The sequence below is a fragment of the Herbaspirillum sp. CAH-3 genome (assembly GCF_009668275.1).
Classification (GTDB): domain Bacteria; phylum Pseudomonadota; class Gammaproteobacteria; order Burkholderiales; family Burkholderiaceae_D; genus Herbaspirillum; species Herbaspirillum aquaticum.
Genome location: NZ_VSWE01000001.1, coordinates 295,364 through 312,009 on the forward strand (window position 1 = coordinate 295,364; position 16,646 = coordinate 312,009).

Annotated in this window: 12 protein-coding genes, 1 tRNA gene and 1 pseudogene; 6 read left to right on the forward strand and 8 right to left on the reverse strand. The window is 62.2% G+C overall.

The features are described from left to right. Window positions 1-4 precede the first annotated feature (4 nt). Window positions 5-1,498: a deoxyribodipyrimidine photo-lyase gene (locus tag FYB76_RS01405; RefSeq protein WP_154132441.1), complete on the reverse strand. Its 1,494-nt coding sequence runs from the start codon at window positions 1,496-1,498 to the stop codon at window positions 5-7. A 240-nt stretch (window positions 1,499-1,738) separates the two neighbouring features. Here FYB76_RS01405 and FYB76_RS01410 point away from each other — a divergent pair, with 240 nt between their 5' ends. After that, a complete protein-coding gene (locus FYB76_RS01410; protein WP_154132443.1) occupies window positions 1,739-3,280 on the forward strand; it encodes a methyl-accepting chemotaxis protein in 1,542 nt (513 codons plus the stop codon). 104 nt (window positions 3,281-3,384) lie between these two features. Here FYB76_RS01410 and FYB76_RS01415 read toward each other — a convergent pair. Both FYB76_RS01415 and FYB76_RS01420 read right to left on the reverse strand, forming a co-directional pair. Further along, window positions 3,385-4,756, reverse strand: a pseudogene (locus FYB76_RS01415) (IS3 family transposase). 184 nt (window positions 4,757-4,940) lie between these two features. Next, window positions 4,941-5,025: transfer RNA gene (locus FYB76_RS01420), tRNA-Leu, on the reverse strand. Window positions 5,026-5,246: 221 nt separating this feature from the next. Here FYB76_RS01420 and rnr point away from each other — a divergent pair. The 3 genes from rnr to cysE all read left to right on the forward strand — a co-directional run bounded on the left by rnr (window position 5,247) and on the right by cysE (window position 9,478). After that, a complete protein-coding gene (gene rnr, locus FYB76_RS01425) occupies window positions 5,247-7,766 on the forward strand; it encodes a ribonuclease R (protein WP_154132444.1) in 2,520 nt (839 codons plus the stop codon). Between the two features lie 94 nt (window positions 7,767-7,860). Beyond that, on the forward strand, window positions 7,861-8,598 hold the full coding sequence (rlmB, locus tag FYB76_RS01430; protein WP_013233865.1) for a 23S rRNA (guanosine(2251)-2'-O)-methyltransferase RlmB: 738 nt from the start codon (window positions 7,861-7,863) through the stop codon (window positions 8,596-8,598). Window positions 8,599-8,725: 127 nt separating this feature from the next. Then, window positions 8,726-9,478, forward strand: coding sequence for a serine O-acetyltransferase (cysE, locus tag FYB76_RS01435; protein WP_154132445.1), 753 nt, complete (start codon window positions 8,726-8,728; stop codon window positions 9,476-9,478). A gap of 93 nt (window positions 9,479-9,571) precedes the next feature. Here the strand turns inward: cysE and FYB76_RS01440 are convergent, their stop codons facing one another. The 5 genes from FYB76_RS01440 to FYB76_RS01460 form a co-directional block, all read right to left on the reverse strand. Next, window positions 9,572-10,354: a UDP-2,3-diacylglucosamine diphosphatase gene (locus FYB76_RS01440; RefSeq protein WP_154132447.1), complete on the reverse strand. Its 783-nt coding sequence runs from the start codon at window positions 10,352-10,354 to the stop codon at window positions 9,572-9,574. A gap of 30 nt (window positions 10,355-10,384) precedes the next feature. After that, window positions 10,385-10,873 carry a peptidylprolyl isomerase gene (locus FYB76_RS01445; RefSeq protein WP_013233868.1) on the reverse strand — a complete coding sequence of 163 codons (489 nt, stop codon included), beginning with the start codon at window positions 10,871-10,873 and terminating at the stop codon, window positions 10,385-10,387. Between the two features lie 82 nt (window positions 10,874-10,955). Continuing rightward, window positions 10,956-11,525 (reverse strand): peptidylprolyl isomerase, encoded by a 570-nt coding sequence (locus tag FYB76_RS01450; RefSeq protein ID WP_088754272.1) that lies wholly within the window; start codon window positions 11,523-11,525, stop codon window positions 10,956-10,958. Further along, a complete protein-coding gene (locus tag FYB76_RS01455) occupies window positions 11,522-12,739 on the reverse strand; it encodes a murein L,D-transpeptidase family protein (protein ID WP_088754315.1) in 1,218 nt (405 codons plus the stop codon). Before FYB76_RS01455 ends, FYB76_RS01450 begins: the two co-directional genes overlap by 4 nt. A 36-nt stretch (window positions 12,740-12,775) precedes the next feature. Continuing rightward, window positions 12,776-14,353: a tetratricopeptide repeat protein gene (locus FYB76_RS01460; protein WP_154132449.1), complete on the reverse strand. Its 1,578-nt coding sequence runs from the start codon at window positions 14,351-14,353 to the stop codon at window positions 12,776-12,778. A gap of 232 nt (window positions 14,354-14,585) precedes the next feature. Here FYB76_RS01460 and cysS point away from each other — a divergent pair, with 232 nt between their 5' ends. Beyond that, the gene (gene cysS, locus FYB76_RS01465) at window positions 14,586-15,977 is read left to right on the forward strand and encodes a cysteine--tRNA ligase (RefSeq protein ID WP_154132450.1); all 1,392 of its coding nucleotides are present in this window, start codon (window positions 14,586-14,588) and stop codon (window positions 15,975-15,977) included. A gap of 1 nt (window position 15,978) precedes the next feature. Next, window positions 15,979-16,638 carry a DNA-3-methyladenine glycosylase gene (locus FYB76_RS01470; protein ID WP_088754275.1) on the forward strand — a complete coding sequence of 220 codons (660 nt, stop codon included), beginning with the start codon at window positions 15,979-15,981 and terminating at the stop codon, window positions 16,636-16,638. Window positions 16,639-16,646 lie beyond the last annotated feature (8 nt).

A 16,646-nucleotide genomic window follows, 5' to 3' on the forward strand; every position in this document is an offset into this window, starting at 1 on the left:
GCGCTTATTCGGCCTTTTCCGTTTTCTTGACCACGGCATAGCGTTCCAGCGTGCGTTCCCGCGCCTCGGCGTGGTCCACGATGGGGCGCGGATAGTTCGTTCCCAGCGTCACGCCGGCCGTCATGCGCTCATCGGGGGTGGCCGTCCACGGTGCATGGATGCGCTTGTCCGAGAGCTTGGCCAGTTGCGGCAGGTAGCGGCGTATGAACTTGCCTTCCGGATCAAACTTCTCCGATTGCGTGACCGGGTTGAAGATGCGGAAGTAGGGCTGCGCATCACAGCCTGAAGACGACGCCCACTGCCAGCCGCCATTGTTGGCCGAGAGGTCGAAGTCGTTGAGATGGAGCGCAAAATATTTCTCACCCCAGCGCCAGTCGATCCCCAGGTCCTTGGTGAGGAAACTGGCCACCACCATGCGCAGGCGGTTGTGCATGTAGCCGGTCTGGTTGATCTGCGCCATGGCGGCGTCTACCAGCGGATAGCCGGTGCGTCCCTCGCACCAGGCGGCAAAGAGTTCTTCGGCGTGCTTGCCGTGCTCCCATTTGATCGCATCGTACTCGGGCTTGAAGGCCTTGGCCGTCACGCGCGGATGGTGGTGCAGGATCATGAAGTAGAAATCGCGCCAGGTCAGCTCCGACAGCCAGACCGCCGCACCCGCCGCGCCTTGTCCGGCATGCATGGCCTGCATCGCGGCCCGCGCGAGCGTGCGGATGGAGACCGTGCCGAAGCGCAGGTGGATCGACAGGTAGGATGGCCCCTTCACTGCCGGAAAATCACGCGCCGTGCCGTAGGCGCCGATACGGCCCAGGAAGTCCTCCAGCAGGGACTGGGCACCGGACATGCCGGTCGGAATGTTCAGTTCCTGCAGGTTGCTGGGTTGGAAGCCCAGGGCCTTGTGCGAAGGTAGTCCGTGATGCGCCTTGCCTGGCGGCTTGGCCAAGGCCCTGAAGTATTTCTCGACCGGATAGGGTTTGAGGTAGAAGTCGCCACCGGCGGCGGCCAGCTTGGCCATCCACGCATTCTTGTAGGGCGTGAAGACCGAGAAGGGCTTGGCCGACTGGGTCAGTACTTCGTCCTTTTCAAAGATCACCTGGTCCTTGTAGCTCAGCAGTTGTGCGCCGTGTTTCTTGAGGGCCTTGTCTACGGCCGCATCCCGCGCGATGGCCGCAGGCTCATAGTCGGTGTTGGCAAAGACCGCCTGCACGCCCAGCTCGGCGGCCAAGTCCGGAATGCATGTGGCGGCCGATCCGTGCAGCACGATCAGCCCGCCGCCGGCCTTGCGCAAGGCCTCATCCAGTTCGGCCACGCTGGCCAGCAGGAAGTCGACGCGGCGATCCTGCTTCACGCCATCGGCCTTCAAGGCATCGAGGATGTCGGTATCGAAGACGAACACGCACCACACGGACTGGCTCTGCGTGAGCGCGTAGTAGAGGGCAGCATGATCGGTGTGGCGCAGGTCGCGGCGGAACCAGACCAGGGACTTGTCGAATTGGGGCATTGCGTTGGTGTTCTTCTTCAATGGGTTTGACTTCGGCCCGCGCGAACGGAATCACGTTGCGGCGGTGGCTACTGGTTGGTAGCGTTTTGGGTGAATGATAAAAGATTTTCATGGATTTGACCCGTCGCATCTCAAGGAGGCTATCGTCTGGCCGATAATCACGTATCCGCATACGATGCGGAGAACGAGGGAGGGCGCTGCGATCCGCATGCGTCTCGTGCAATGGGAGATGGGGAAACAATGAAGAACATGACGATCGGCACCCGGCTGGGGCTGGGTTTTGCCGCGATTCTGGGTTTGATGCTGGTGATTGCCGCCATTGGCGTGGGGCGGCTGCAAGCGGTGGGAAACCTCAATGACACGATGGTCAATGACGCGCTGGTCAAGGAAAGGCTGGTCATCACCTTCTATCGCTCCATCGAGCTCAACGTCGGGCGCATCGTGGCCGCGGCCAAGAATCCGGATGTCGAACAGCAGAAGTTCTACAAGCAGGAGATCGGTGCCACCATCAGCAAGAACAATGAGCTGGTCAAGCGCATGGAAGAACTGATCACCGATGATGCCGGGCGTGCTGCCCTGGCCGAGATCAACGAACGCCGCAAGGTGGTGCTGGCGGCCAATGCGCAGGTCTTCAAGGAAAAAGACGCAGGCAATGAAGAGGGGGCGCGCAAGGCGGTGGACGAGCTGCTGCTGCCGAGTACGCGCGTCTACCTGGCTGCCATCGACAAGCTGGCCGTGATGCAGTCCGACCGCATCAAGAACCAGACCGCAGAAATCGATAGTCTCTTCCGCAATGCGCGTACGCTCATGATCGTGCTGGGCGTAGTCGCGCTGCTGCTGGGCGTGGCCCTGGCGTGGGCCATCACGCGTTCGATCACGGCACCGCTGCACAAGGCGGTGGACGTGGCCAACCGCGTGGCCAAGGGGCAGCTGGACAACCATATCGAGGTGCGCGGCCAGGATGAAACCGGCCAGCTCATGCGCGCACTCAAGGAAATGAATGACAATTTGGTGGGCATCGTCACCCGGGTGCGCCAAGGCACCGATACCATCGCCACGGCCTCCAGCGAGATCGCCGATGGCAACCTGGACCTGTCCAATCGCACCGAGCAGCAAGCCAGTTCGCTGGAAGAGACCGCCTCGGCCATGGAAGAACTGACCTCGACCGTGAAGCAGAACGCCGATAACGCGCGCCAGGCCAACCAGTTGGCGGTGTCGGCATCGGAGGTGGCGGTGCAGGGCGGTTCGGTGGTGTCGGAGGTGGTGGCCACCATGGGCTCGATCAACGATTCCTCGCGCAAGATCGTGGACATCATTGCGGTCATCGATGGCATCGCTTTCCAGACCAATATCCTCGCCCTCAATGCCGCCGTGGAAGCAGCGCGCGCAGGCGAGCAGGGGCGCGGTTTTGCGGTGGTGGCCTCCGAGGTGCGTACCCTGGCGCAGCGTTCGGCCAGTGCCGCCAAGGAGATCAAGGAACTCATCGGTGACTCGGTGGGCAAGGTGGAGGCGGGCAGCAAGCTGGTCGAGCAGGCTGGTTCGACGATGGAAGAAGTGGTGGCCAGCGTGCGCCGCGTGACCGACATCGTGGCCGAAATCACCTCGGCTTCGCAGGAGCAGAGTGACGGGATCGAGCAGGTCAACCAGGCCATCAACCTGATGGACGAAGCGACCCAGCAGAATGCGGCGCTGGTGGAACAGGCGGCTGCGGCGGCGCGGCAGATGCAGGAGCAGGCGGCGGGCTTGAGTGAGACCGTGAGCGTGTTTCGTTTGAAGGGATAAGAAAACCAGGGCAGGGCGCGCAGGCGCCTTGCTCGCGGTTCCCAAAAAACTAAAGGCCGACTGACTTTCTGAACTGACCCCGTAAAGTTGGACGGTTTAAAAACTTAGCTGGCCAAGGCCTGAGTCCGGTATTGCACCGGACTCAGGCCTTTCAGTTTGAGCCGGATACGTTGATGGTTGTAGTAGTGGATAAACTTTCCGATGTCAGTTCTGAGTTGCTCGACGTTGTCGTAGCGGTTCAAGTAGAAGCACTCGGTTTTGAGTGTGGCAAACCAGCTCTCCATCGCTGCGTTATCCAAACAATTCCCTTTGCGCGACATGCTCTGCACCAGACCATTGTCGGCCAGCAGGCGTTGGTAAGCTGGGTGTTGATACTGCCACCCCTGGTCAGAATGCAGCAGGGCTTGTTTTGTGAATCAAGACGGCCGAGCGCTTTCTTGAGCATGTTCTGAACCAGTCCGAACTGCGGGCGTGTACTGGTCTCGTAGGCGACGATCTCGCCGTTGTACAAGTCCAGCACCGGCGACAGATACAGCTTCTGATCTCCGACTTTGAACTCAGTCACGTCGGTAACCCATTTCTGGTTGGGGCGATCTGCCTCGAACCGGCGTGCAAGCACGTTCGGAGCGGTTCGGTTCATGTCGCCTCGATACGAACGATATTTTTTCGGGCGCACCAAGGACTTCAGCCCCAGAGCTTGCATCAGCTTTTGTACGGTCTTGTGATTCACGCATTGCCCCGTCTGACGTAGCGTAGCGGTGATGCGTCGGTAGCCGTAGCGCCCCTTGTGGCGTGCGTATATCTGGCCGACGGCCTTCTTGAGTTCTACATGCTTATCAACGACTTGAGCCGCTTTTGCCTGATAGTAATACGTACTGCGCGCTAGATCGGCCGCCTTGAGCAAGGCCGCCAGCGGATAGTGCTGCCTTAATCCAGTTACTGCTTGGGCTTTTTCTGCGCAGTTGCCCGCTTCTCTTGGATCAAGGCATCGAGTTTTTTTAGGTACGCTACCTCCGCGCGCAACTCAATCAATTCCTGATTCTGGCGGGCAATGATCTGCTTATCGGTCAACTCGCTCTCTGGAACGATTACCTTGGGAGACTTGGTGCGCTTGGTGCTCATAGACTTGGGCCGCCCCCTGCGGCGGGGCTGTAGTGCGTCGAGACCGCCATTATGATACTGGCGCGCCCATTTGCCGATATGGCCGGCAAAACGAATGTTGAAAGCGGCTGCCGTCTGCTCTTGATTCCAATGTTCGCGCTGCATCCGCTTAAGAACCTGGAGCTTGAAGTGGGCGTCATAGCTCGCCCCCTTGCGAAGCAAGCCTGAAACTCCATGCGCCTCATAAAGCCGAACCCAACGCCTCACAACAGAGGCGCCAACACCATGCTCAGCGCTGATCCTTGCCAAGCTCTCTAAACTCGATAAATACTGCTTTACTACTTTTAGCTTGAAACGCTCATCGTACTTCGCCATGAAAAACACCCCAAAGATTGGATTGATGTCCAACTTTTGGGGTGCAGTTCATTCGTCAATCGGCCTTTTTTGTTTTGCTGCGCACGGAGGACCTCGGTCACGTCCCGCGACCCCGTCCGGCCTTGCTCGTGGACCCCAAAACGCAAAAGGCCGATTGATTTTCATCAATCGACCTTTTTTGTTTTGGTGCCCACGGAGGGACTCGAACCCCCACACCTCGCGGCACATGGACCTGAACCATGCGCGTCTACCAATTCCGCCACGTGGGCTGCGCTGTAAAGCGAAGACCATTATTATAGTTGGTCTGAGGGCGATGTCAACAACTTTTTTGATGCCGTTCCATCATTTTCGTTGCAATACGATGCTTCGCCCCTTTTTAAGCTTCGTATTGCGGTTAGGTAAATGGCCGCAACTCCGTTACACTAGGCACATCCGTCCGCCTGGGCGACTTTCGCCTTGGCATTTATAACAATTGCGCGAAACGAAACTTTTGAGCCAATTCCCCTATTCCATTCCCAGCCGGGAAGAGATCCTCGGCATCCTGCGTACTTCCTCGGGCGCGCAAAATGCTGCCGCGCTGGCCGCCGCGCTCGGCGTCAAGCCTGAAGAAATGGATGGCCTCACGCGCCGCCTCAACGCCATGGAACGCGACGGCCAGATCAAGCCGGATCGCGCCGGACACTACAAGCTGACCCATTCGCCGGACTTCATCCTGGGCCGTGTTTCGGCCCACCGCGATGGCTTCGGTTTCCTGCTGCCCGACGAAGGCACCGATGACCTGTTCCTGCCCGAGAAGGAAATGCAGAAGGTCATGCACGGCGACCGCGTGCAGGCCCGCATCACCGGCACCGACCGCCGTGGCCGCCCCGAAGGGACCATCGTCGAAGTGGTGGAGCGCGCCAACACCCACGTGATCGGCCGTCTGCTCAATGAAAACGGCGTCTGGGTGGTCGCCCCCGAAGACAAGCGCATCGGCCACGACGTGCTGCTGGCAGGCCCCCCGGGCAAGGCCAAGGCCGGGCAGGTGGTCAGTGTGGAGCTGACCGAACATCCTTCCCGCTACACGCAGCCGGTGGGCAAGATCGTCGAGATCCTCGGTGACATCGACGACCCCGGCATGGAAATCGAAATCGCCGTGCGCAAGTACGGCGTGCCGCACGAATTCTCGGAAGCCGCCAAGAAGCTCTCTTCCAAGCTGCCCAGCGAAGTCAAGGCCGCCGACCTCAAGGATCGCGTCGACCTGCGCGACGTGCCGCTGGTCACCATCGACGGCGAAGACGCACGCGACTTCGATGACGCCGTCTACTGCGAACCGGTCAAGATCGGCCGCACCAAGGGCTATCGCCTGATCGTTGCCATTGCCGACGTGAGCCACTACGTCAAGCCCAACGACGCGCTGGATGTGGATGCGCTCGAGCGCAGCACCTCGGTGTATTTCCCGCGCCGGGTGATCCCGATGCTGCCGGAAAAACTCTCCAACGGCCTGTGCTCGCTGAACCCGGACGTGGACCGCCTGACCCTGGTGTGCGATGCCGTCATCACCGCCAAGGGCGAGATCAAGGCTTACCAGTTCTATCCGGCCGTGATCCACTCGGCAGCCCGCCTGACCTATACCGAAGTGGCCTCGATCCTGGCCAATACCAAGGGCCCGGAAGCGGCGCGCCGCATCGGCCTGGTGCCGCACCTGACGCACCTCTACGAAGTCTTCCAGGCGCTGCTGACGGCACGCCAGGCACGCGGTGCCATCGACTTCGAGACCACTGAGACCTACATCGTCTGCAACGCCGCCGGCAAGATCGAGAAGATCCTGCCGCGCACCCGCAATGATGCGCACCGCCTGATCGAGGAATGCATGCTGGCCGCCAACGTCTGCGCGGCCGACCTGTTGAAGCGCCACGATCATCCGGCGCTCTACCGCATCCACGCCGGTCCGACCAAGGAAAAGCTGACGCAGCTGCGCACCTTCCTCAAGCAGATCGGCCTGACCCTGGGCGGCGGCGACACCCCCAGCGCGTCCGATTACGCCGAGCTCATGCCCAAGGTCAAGGCGCGTCCCGATGCGGTGCTGATCCAGACCATGCTGCTGCGCTCGATGCAGCAGGCGGTCTACAGCCCCGACAACATCGGCCACTTCGGCCTGTCCTATGAATCCTATGCGCACTTCACCAGCCCGATCCGCCGCTATCCCGACCTGCTGACGCACCGCGCCATCAAGGCCGTGCTGCAGGGCAAGCGCTATGAGCCCAAGGGCATCGACAGCACGGCGCTGAACACCTCGATCTCGCCCGCCGCCCGCAAGGCGCAGGCGCAGCAGCGTGCCGCCGACAAGGCCGCCGGCAAGAAGCCGCGTGGCGAGAGCGCCCTGGCGATCTGGGAAGCATTGGGCCTGCACTGTTCGGCCAATGAGCGCCGTGCCGATGAAGCTTCGCGCGATGTGGAAGCCTGGCTCAAGTGCTACTTCATCCGCGACAAGCTGGGCGAGGAATTCACCGGCACCATCGCCGGCGTGGCCACCTTCGGCATCTTCGTTCAACTGGATGCCCTGTACATCGAAGGCCTGGTGCACGTCACCGAACTGGGTGCCGATTACTTCCAGTACGACGAAGCGCGCCACGAACTGCGCGGCGAGCGCACCGGCATCCGCTACCAGCTGACCGATCGCGTCACCGTGCAGGTCAGCCGCGTGGACCTGGATGCGCGCAAGATCGACCTGGCACTGGTCAACGAGCCGGGCATCCGCACCCTCATCAAGAACGAAGCCAAGCGCGCTGAAAACGCCGCGCGTGGCAAGTCCGGTGGTGGCAGGCAAGCCCAGGCTGAAGTTCAGCCTGCCGCGCGCGGCAAGAAGGGCGCTGCCGCCAAGCCAGCTGCGGCTGCAGCGGGCAGCAAGCCCAAGGGTGGCGCCAAGGCCAAAGCTGGTGCTGCGCGCACCGCCCCGGCACGCCCCGGCGAAGCCGACCGCAAGCGCGCGGCATCCAAGGGCTACACCAAGGGCAAGAAGAAGCGATGAGCATGTCCCCGGACCTGCGGTTTGCGCAGGCCGGGTTTGATGGAACGCGGGGCACATGCCCCACCAAGCAAGACGAAAGACACAAGCAGGATCTATGAAGAGCAAAATGATTTTCGGCTTCCATGCCGTGACCTCCCGTATCCGCCACGAGGCTTCCTCGGTGGACGAGATTTACGTGGATGCCGAGCGCCGCGACCGCCGCATGCTGGATTTGCTGCATGCCGCCAAGGAAGCCAATGTACGCATCATCCAGGCCGACGACCAGCGCCTGGCCGCCATGGTCGGTACGCGCCGTCACCAGGGCGTGGTAGCCAAGGCTGCTGCGCTGTCGCTGGCGCGCACCCTCGATGAACTGCTGGATGCGGTGGTCGGTCCGCCGCTGCTGCTGATCCTCGACGGCATCACCGATCCGCACAACCTGGGCGCCTGCCTGCGTGTGGCCGATGGTGCCGGCGCGCATGCCGTGATCGCTCCCAAGGATCGCGCCGTGGGCTTGAATGCCACGGCCATGAAGGTTTCCAGCGGTGCCTCCGACACCGTGCCCTACATCACCGTCACCAACCTGGCCCGCACCATGCGCGACCTCAAGGAGCGCGGTGTATGGATCATCGGCACTTCCGATGATGCGGAGAAGGGCCTCTACGAAGGCGACTTCACCGGTCCCACCGCACTGGTGATGGGTTCCGAAGGCGAAGGCATGCGCCGTCTCACCCGTGAGACCTGCGATGTGCTGGTCAACATCCCCATGTTCGGTTCGGTCGAGAGCCTCAACGTCTCCGTGGCTTCCGGCGTCTGTCTGTACGAGGCGCGACGCCAGCGCTTGCCCAAGTAAGTCCGGTCATCCCGCATGACACCATCGCCGGACTTCGCGTCCGGCGATTTTTTTTGCCGTTCCATTGTTGGATCACTTCAATTTCACTTCAGTAGCCGTTTTCATTCAACGTTTCAGGAAGCACACCATGTTCAACCGACTCAGAGAAGACATCGCCAGCATCCGTGAGCGCGACCCCGCCGCACGCAACAGCTGGGAGGTGCTGACCTGTTATCCGGGCCTGCATGCGGTGATCCTGCATCGCTGGGCCCAGGCTTGCTGGAAGGCCGACCTGAAGTGGCTGGGCCGCTTCATCTCGCAGGTCGGCCGTACGCTGACCGGCATCGAGATCCATCCGGGTGCGACCATCGGCCGCCGTGTGTTCATCGATCACGGCATGGGCGTGGTGATCGGCGAGACCGCCATCGTCGGCGACGATTCCACCATCTACCAGGGCGTGACCCTGGGCGGCACTTCGCTGGCCAAGGGAGCCAAGCGTCATCCGACGCTGGGGCGCGGTGTCATCATTGGTGCCGGCGCCAAGGTGCTGGGCGGCTTTACGGTCGGGGATGGCGCCAAGGTCGGCTCCAATGCGGTGGTCACCAAGGAAGTGCCGGCCGGCGCCACCGCCGTGGGCAACCCGGCGCGCATCGTCGAGCGCAATGCCGTGCCGTCCGGGCGTGAGCAGGCCGCAGCGCGCCTGTTTGCGGCCTATGGCGTCATGCCCAATGGCGATGATCCGCTGTCGAAGGCCTTGCATGGGCTCATCAACCAGGTCGCCACCCAGGAGCAGCAACTGGAAGCCGTGCTGGCCGCCTTGCAGGGTGCGGGGATAGGGTGTCGACGCCTTGAAGAGGCCGGACAATTCGACGCCGCGCAACTGAACCGGCTGGTCGATTGAGGAGCAGGGGCGCAGCCGGGTTCAGGCCGGCTGCGTAGTTCGCCACGGCCTGTGCCGCAGCGATGAAGTGATGAGGCTGTGAACTGTGCGGGATCAGGCGATCTCGTCGCCGTTCACATCATGCCGGTGCAGCGCGCCGTCGGCCGTCAGGCTGATCCAGCCGCCACGTGGCGTTTCCACGTCGTATTCCCAATCCGGCAGCACATAGCGCAGCTTGCCGCCGTCCAGGCGATGCAGGGCAGGGCGGTGCGTATGGCCGTGGATCAGGACATCGGTCCCGGTCTGCGCGAAGAGCGCATCAATGGCACCGGCATTCACATCCATGATCGCCATGTCCTTGCTCTGGTTGGCGTCCTGGCTGTTCTTGCGGATACCTTCAATGATGGCCTTGCGCTGCGCCAGCGGCATGGCCAGGAACTGCTGCTGGTAGGCCGGCTGCCGCACCTGCGCACGAAAGGCCATGTAGGCCTGGTCATCGGTGCATTGCGCGTCGCCATGGGCCAGGGCCAGCGTTCGGCCGGCGGCGGTGATGACGTGCGGGTCGTCGAGCAGCGTCAGCCCGGCGGCATCGGCAAATGCCTGGCCGACCAGGAAATCGCGGTTGCCCGCCATCCAGTACAGTTGCACACCTTGCGCCTGTACAGTTCTCAATGCGTCAGCAATCAGTTGGTTGTAGGGAGCAGTACGGTCGTCGTCACCGGCCCAGTACTCGAACACGTCACCCAGCAAGTACAGTTGCTGCGTCCGTACTGCATGGCTCTGCAGGAAGGAGAGAAAGGCTTGCGTGGTGCGGGGCAGGGCGGCTTGCAAATGGAGGTCGGAAACAAAAAGCGCAACCGTCGGTTGCGCTTTCTGCATGAACTGGAAATCAGTCATGGTCGGTGAAGTCAGCGATCCGGATCAGGCTCAGACCACTTCTGCCTTCTCGATCACCACATCTTCAGCAGGCACGTCGGCGAACATGCCGGCGCGGGTGGTCTTGACGCCCTTGATCTTGTCGACCACTTCAGTGCCTTCGACGACCTTGCCGAAGACGCAGTAGCCCCAGCCGTCCTGGCCCGGGTAGTCCAGGAAGCTGTTGTTCTTGACGTTGATGAAGAACTGCGCCGAGGCCGAGTGCGGTGCGGCGGTGCGGGCCATGGCCAGGGTGTAGGGCTCGTTCTTCAAGCCGTTCTTGGCTTCGTTCTCGATCGGCTCGCGGGTTTCCTTCTGCTTCATGCCGGGTTCGAAGCCGCCGCCCTGGATCATGAAACCGTCGATGACGCGGTGGAAGATGGTGCCGTTGTAGTGGCCGGCGTTGACGTAGGCCAGGAAGTTCTCAACGGTCTTGGGGGCCTTCTCGGCATCCAGTTCGATCTTGATCGTGCCGTGGTTGGTGGTGAGCAGAACTGCCATGATGAATCCTTTGCTTGTGGGGGAATGAAAAAAACCGGCGGGCGACTTGGGCCCGCCTTGGCTGCGTGACGGCAGGCCGGCCTTACTTGACCAGGGTGGCCGATTCGATCACCACGGGCGTGGCCGGCACGTCGCCGGCGCCGGTGCGCACCTGCTTGATCTTGTCGACCACGTCGGTACCGGCGATGACCCGGCCGAACACGGCGTAGCCCCAGCCGTCCTGGCCGGGGTAGTTCAGGAAGCGGTTGTCCGCCACGTTGATGAAGAACTGGGCCGTTGCCGAATGCGGTGCCGACGTGCGCGCCATCGCCACAGTATAAACCTCGTTCTTCAATCCGTTATTGGCCTCGTTCTTGATGGGCGCCTCGGTGGCCTTCTCGCGCATGTTCTGGTCGTAGCCGCCGCCCTGGATCATGAAGCCGTTGATGATGCGGTGGAAGACGGTGCCGTTGTACTGGCCCTTCTTGACGTATTTCAGGAAATTGTCGACCGAGACCGGGGCCTTTTCGGGGTTCAGTTCCAGGGTGATGTCACCCATGCTGGTCTTGAGCAGCACGCGCGGTGCATCGGCCGCCAGCACAGGGGCGGCCAGCGTGGCCGACAGGGAGAATGCTGCGGCCATGCGCAGCAGATGACGACGGGAGAGGATCATGCGTTGCCTTCGTAAATGATTTTCCATTGCGATCCTTCACGCACCCAGTACTGGCGCTTGCGGATCGCGTTCTTGCTCTTGCCGACCGCACTTTCCTGGGTGAAAGTGCTGACGATCATGTCTTCCGGTGTGCCGGGATAGCGGAACAGGCTGACATCGCGCAGTTTGACACTGGTATAGCGCGCACCGTTCAGGCTCTTCTGCTGGCGGCCGAACCAGGTGGCCAGGTTCTCGCCCTGGGCCGAGCGGAATTCCGGAGAGTAATACGACAGCACCTTGTCGGCATCCGCATTCTCCAGCGACTGGCCCCACTGTTCCAGCATGGAGGAGGCGGCGTCGCGCTGGCGGGCCCATTCGTTTTTGTCGACGAACTGCACGTGCTGGCTGATGACCACCACGGTCTTGCCGACCTCGGCGGTGGAATACAGGTTTTGCAGGTCCGGATTGGCCAGTACCACGCAGCCATCGGAGGACAGCGGCGGACGGCTGAAATTGTCCGAGGGCGTGCCATGCAGCCAGATGCCATAGCCGCTGCGGCCGTTGCGCTTGTCCCATTCATTGGGATAGGACAGCGGCAGGGCGCCGGTGCCATAGAAATCGGGCAGCTTGGGGCCGGGGATGCGATTGTTCACGTAATACACGCCGATGGGCGTGCGCTGGTCGCCGGACTTGGTCTTGTTGGCGCCGAAGCGGCCTTGGGAAATGTAGAAGTCGTTCTGGAACTTCAGTTCGCCGCCCTGGTTCTCGTAGACGTACATGCGCGAACGGGTGGTGTCGACCACCAGCACGTTCTTCTGGTCCTCGCCCACTTGCAGCACCGCCTTGGGGATCAGCTTGGGGTCGGGCTTTTCCTGCAGGGAGCGGATGCGCACCATGGCTTCATCGCGCAGTTCCTTGAGCTTGTCGCTGGGGCCGTCGGCCATGGCGCCGAAATTGCGCACCGGACGGGCATGCATCAACAGCAGGTCGCCGCGTACCAGGTGGCCCAGGCGGAAGGTGGGATAGGCCGCCACCAGCGCGTCGGCCTTGGCCTGGGCTTCGCGCAGGCGGTTGGCACCCAGGTCCTTGTAGATATCGATGAGCAGGGCTTCCGGATCCGGCTTGGCCACAGGCGCGCCGGCCGTATTGGCCGGCGGCGGGATGGAAGACGAGGATGCCACGCTGCCCATTGCAGGCACACCCGCCAGGCACAACATCAACAGGCGTCCCAGCATGCGCGCGGGACGCCCTTGCAAAGCGCTAGCCACCAATTACCCTCCCGATCGTTCCTGTTTGATCAGCCATCGATTGCCCTGTTTGACGAAAATCAGGGTCTTGCGGCTGTCCACCGTCAGCCGATCCGAATTATATATCTGGCGATAGCGCACGGTCGCGATGTTGCCATTGATGCTCACCGTGGCGTTGCTGACCTTGACGCTGATGCGGCCCTTGTCCTCGATGCGGGCGCGGCGTTCTTCGGCCCATTCCTTGCGGGAGGCGCCACGGGGTGTCTCGAAGTCGCTGGCGTAATGGCCCAGGTAGCTGCGCACGTCCTTGTCGCTCCAGGCCTTGGCCCAGCCATTCAAGGCCGCCAGCACGGTGGCCTTGTCCTGTTCGGCGCTGGCTTCGGCCTTGGCCTTTTCCTTGTCGGCACGGGCCTTGTCGGCCTTGGCCTTTTCTGCTGCCGCCAGTTTCTCGGCCTTGGCCTTCTCTGCAGCCGCCAGTTTCTCCGCCTTGGCCTTCTCGGCCGCAGCCAGCTTGTCGGCTTGCGCCTTCTCGGCGGCCGCCTGGGCGGCCTTGTCCTTCTCGGCGCGGGCGGCTTGTTCGCGGGCCAGCTTGTCGGCGTGTTCCTTGTCCTTCTGCGCCTGCAGTTCCTTCTGCTTCTGCTCGGCGGCGGCCTTGTCGGCGGCGGCCTTCTGCGCACGCGCCTGTTCGGCTGCCAGCTGTTCGGCGCGCGCCTTCTCGGCCTTGGCACGCTCGGCGGCGGCGCGGTCTGCTGCCGCCTTCTCGGTGGCAGCCCTGTCCGCGGCAGCCTTGTCGGCAGCGGCTTTCTCGGCGGCCGCCTTGTCGGCTGCGGCCTTTTCCTTCTCGCTGGTGGCCTTGGAGATGGCCGTCTTTTCGGCTTCGGCCTTGTCGGCCGCTGCCTGCTGCGCCAGTTTTTCGGCCGCCAGGGCGCGATTGCGTTCCTGCTGTTCTGCTGCTGCCGCTTCGGCCTTGGCCTTGGCGTCGCGCTGGGCTGCTGCGGCCGACGCCAGGCGCGGCACGGTGCCACCGGTGGTGTTGCCGTTGAGCGAGCGCAGCAGGGTCAGCTTGGGCTGCGGCACGTTGGCGCCCGGATCGATCTGCAGCGCCTTGTCATAAGCCTGGCTGGCCAGCTTGGCATAGACGTCGCCCAGGTTTTCCAGTGCGGTGGCATAGGTCGGATTGGTGCGCATGGCCATGTCCAGCGCCGCGCGCGCCTTGTCGTACTGGCCGTCGGCCGCGTACAGCACGGCCAGGTTGTTGTACGGCTCAGGCAGGTCGGGGAAGTCCTCGGTGAGCTTGGTGAACACCGCGATGGCCTCGGCAGAACGGTTTTGTTCTGCTAAGATCAGGCCCTTCGTGAAACGCAGTTGCGCATCGCGCGGGTGTTTGGCCAGCACGGCATCGGTCTTGGTCAGTGCTTCGGCATACTGTCCGGCCCGCATCAGCTTGTTGATGTCAGACATTTCACTGGCATGCGCAAGCGTGGCGGGCACCCCGAAGAGGGCTGCCACCAGGCTCGACAACACTGCCGTCTTGTGGGCAGTCTTGCTGATCAAACCGCGCAAACCATGAATGGATGTCTCTTCTTGTGATTCTGGGGCCATGGTTTTATCGATGCTATACTCGAAGAAATTCGAAGAAAGCTGGCATTTTATATCAAACAAGTAAGACAAAAAGAGGTTTGGCTACCGTGACCCGTTCATGTTGCAACTGCTGCTAGAACAATGAAACCCAGGCAGGGGCCTGCCAGCGCCACGCTTTTACACGGTGCCGGCCCCAGGTAGTGCATGAACCCGTCGCCCACAGCGGCAACGCCAACCCCAGAATTCCCATCCCATGAGCGAGCTCAAGATTTACAACACGCTGGCGCGTGATAAGCAGACCTTTTCCCCGATCGAACCCGGCAAGGTGCGCTTGTACGTGTGCGGCATGACCGTGTATGACTATTGCCATATCGGCCATGCGCGCGTGCTGGTGGTGTTCGACATGGTGCAGCGCTGGCTGCGCGCCTCCGGCTATGCCGTGACCTACGTGCGCAACATCACCGATATCGATGACAAGATCATCCATCGTGCCGCCGAGAACGGCGAGACCATCGCCCAGCTGACCAACCGCTTCATCGATGCCATGAACGAGGATGCCGCCGCTCTGGGCGTGCAGCGTCCCGACCATGAACCGCGTGCGACGAAGTACGTGCCGAAGATGCTGGACCTGATCGGCAAGCTGGAAAAGAACGGCCTGGCCTACAAGGCCAGCGATGGCGACGTCAATTACTCCGTGCGCGATTTTCCCGGCTACGGCAAGCTTTCCGGCAAGTCGCTGGACGACCTGCGTGCCGGCGAACGGGTGGACGTGAACACCGGCAAGCGCGATCCGCTGGACTTCGTGCTCTGGAAAGCCGCCAAGCCCAGCGAACCGGACGAAGCCAAGTGGGACTCGCCCTGGGGCTGTGGTCGTCCGGGCTGGCACATCGAGTGCTCGGCCATGTCCAGCGACCTGCTGGGCGACCATTTCGACATCCACGGCGGCGGACAGGATCTGCAGTTCCCGCATCATGAAAACGAGATCGCCCAGTCGGAGGGTGCGCACCAGCACACCTTCGTGAATTACTGGATGCACAACGGCTTCGTGCGCATCGACAACGAGAAGATGTCCAAGTCCCTGGGCAATTTCTTCACGATTCGCGACGTGCTCAAGAAGTACGATCCGGAAGTGCTGCGTTTCTTCATCTTGCGCGCGCATTACCGCAGCCCGCTGAACTACTCGGATGCCCATCTGGACGATGCCCGCCAGGCGCTCACCCGCCTGTACACGGCCTTGAAGGATGTGCCGCCGGAAGCGGGCGCGCTGGTGGCCGATGAAGCCCATGCACAAAGGTTCACAGAGGCCCTGAACGATGACTTCAACACGCCGGTGGCGATATCGGTGCTCTTCGAGCTGGCCAATGAAGTCAATCGCGACCGTTCCCCGTCGCAGGCGCGCCAGTTGAAGGCGCTGGCCGGCATCCTCGGCCTGCTGCAGCGCGAGCCGGGCGAGTACCTCAAGGGCGGCGTGGCAGCGGCAGACGGTCTGGGCGAAGCCGAGATCGAAGCCTTGATCGAAGCGCGCAAGGCGGCCAAGGCGGGCAAGAACTTCGCCGAAGCCGACCGCCTGCGTGCCGAGCTGACCGCGGCCGGCATCATTCTGGAAGACAAACCGGGCGGCCTGACCGAATGGCGGAGAGCTTGATTTGAATACCAACCGAAAAGCCAGCGAGGCCGATCCCGGCATGATCGTGCCGGCCTACTGGGAAGAGGCCAAGGCCGAGCTGATGAAGCGCGACCGCATCATGCGCAAGATCATCCCGCAGTTCGGGGATCTGCAACTGACGGTGCGTGGCGACGCCTTCACCACGCTGGCGCGTTCGGTGATCGGCCAGCAGATCTCGACCAAGGCCGCCAATGCGGTATGGCAGCGCTTCCTGGAAGCCTGTCCACGCTGCACGCCGGGCCAGGTGATGCGCACCGGTCCGGAAGGGCTGGCGGCCTGCGGCCTGTCCAAGCGCAAGGCCGAATACATTCTCGATCTGGCGGCCCACTTCAAGGCCAAGACGGTACATCCCGACAAATGGGCGGAGATGGAAGACGAAGCCGTCATTGCCGAGATGATCCAGATCCGTGGGATCGGCCGCTGGACAGCCGAGATGTTTTTGATATTTAATCTGCTGCGCCCGAACGTGCTGCCGCTGGATGACCTGGGATTGCTCAAGGGCATCAGCATCAGCTATTTCTCGGGCGAGCCCGTCTCGCGCAGCGATGCGCGGGAAGTCGCCGCGAACTGGGAACCGTGGCGCACCGTGGCGACCTGGTATCTGTGGCGCAGCCTGGACCCGCTGCCCTCCGATTATTGATCCAAGGG

Bases quoted from the DNA above. Each gene is read 5' to 3' on its own strand.
- FYB76_RS01405 (WP_154132441.1), bottom strand. From the start codon at position 1,498: ATGCCCCAATTCGACAAGTCCCTGGTCTGGTTCCGCCGCGACCTGCGC.
- FYB76_RS01410 (WP_154132443.1), top strand. From the start codon at position 1,739: ATGAAGAACATGACGATCGGCACCCGGCTGGGGCTGGGTTTTGCCGCG.
- rlmB (WP_013233865.1), top strand. From the start codon at position 7,861: ATGAAGAGCAAAATGATTTTCGGCTTCCATGCCGTGACCTCCCGTATC.
- cysE (WP_154132445.1), top strand. From the start codon at position 8,726: ATGTTCAACCGACTCAGAGAAGACATCGCCAGCATCCGTGAGCGCGAC.
- FYB76_RS01440 (WP_154132447.1), bottom strand. From the start codon at position 10,354: ATGACTGATTTCCAGTTCATGCAGAAAGCGCAACCGACGGTTGCGCTT.
- FYB76_RS01445 (WP_013233868.1), bottom strand. From the start codon at position 10,873: ATGGCAGTTCTGCTCACCACCAACCACGGCACGATCAAGATCGAACTG.
- FYB76_RS01450 (WP_088754272.1), bottom strand. From the start codon at position 11,525: ATGATCCTCTCCCGTCGTCATCTGCTGCGCATGGCCGCAGCATTCTCC.
- FYB76_RS01455 (WP_088754315.1), bottom strand. From the start codon at position 12,739: ATGCTGGGACGCCTGTTGATGTTGTGCCTGGCGGGTGTGCCTGCAATG.
- FYB76_RS01460 (WP_154132449.1), bottom strand. From the start codon at position 14,353: ATGGCCCCAGAATCACAAGAAGAGACATCCATTCATGGTTTGCGCGGT.
- cysS (WP_154132450.1), top strand. From the start codon at position 14,586: ATGAGCGAGCTCAAGATTTACAACACGCTGGCGCGTGATAAGCAGACC.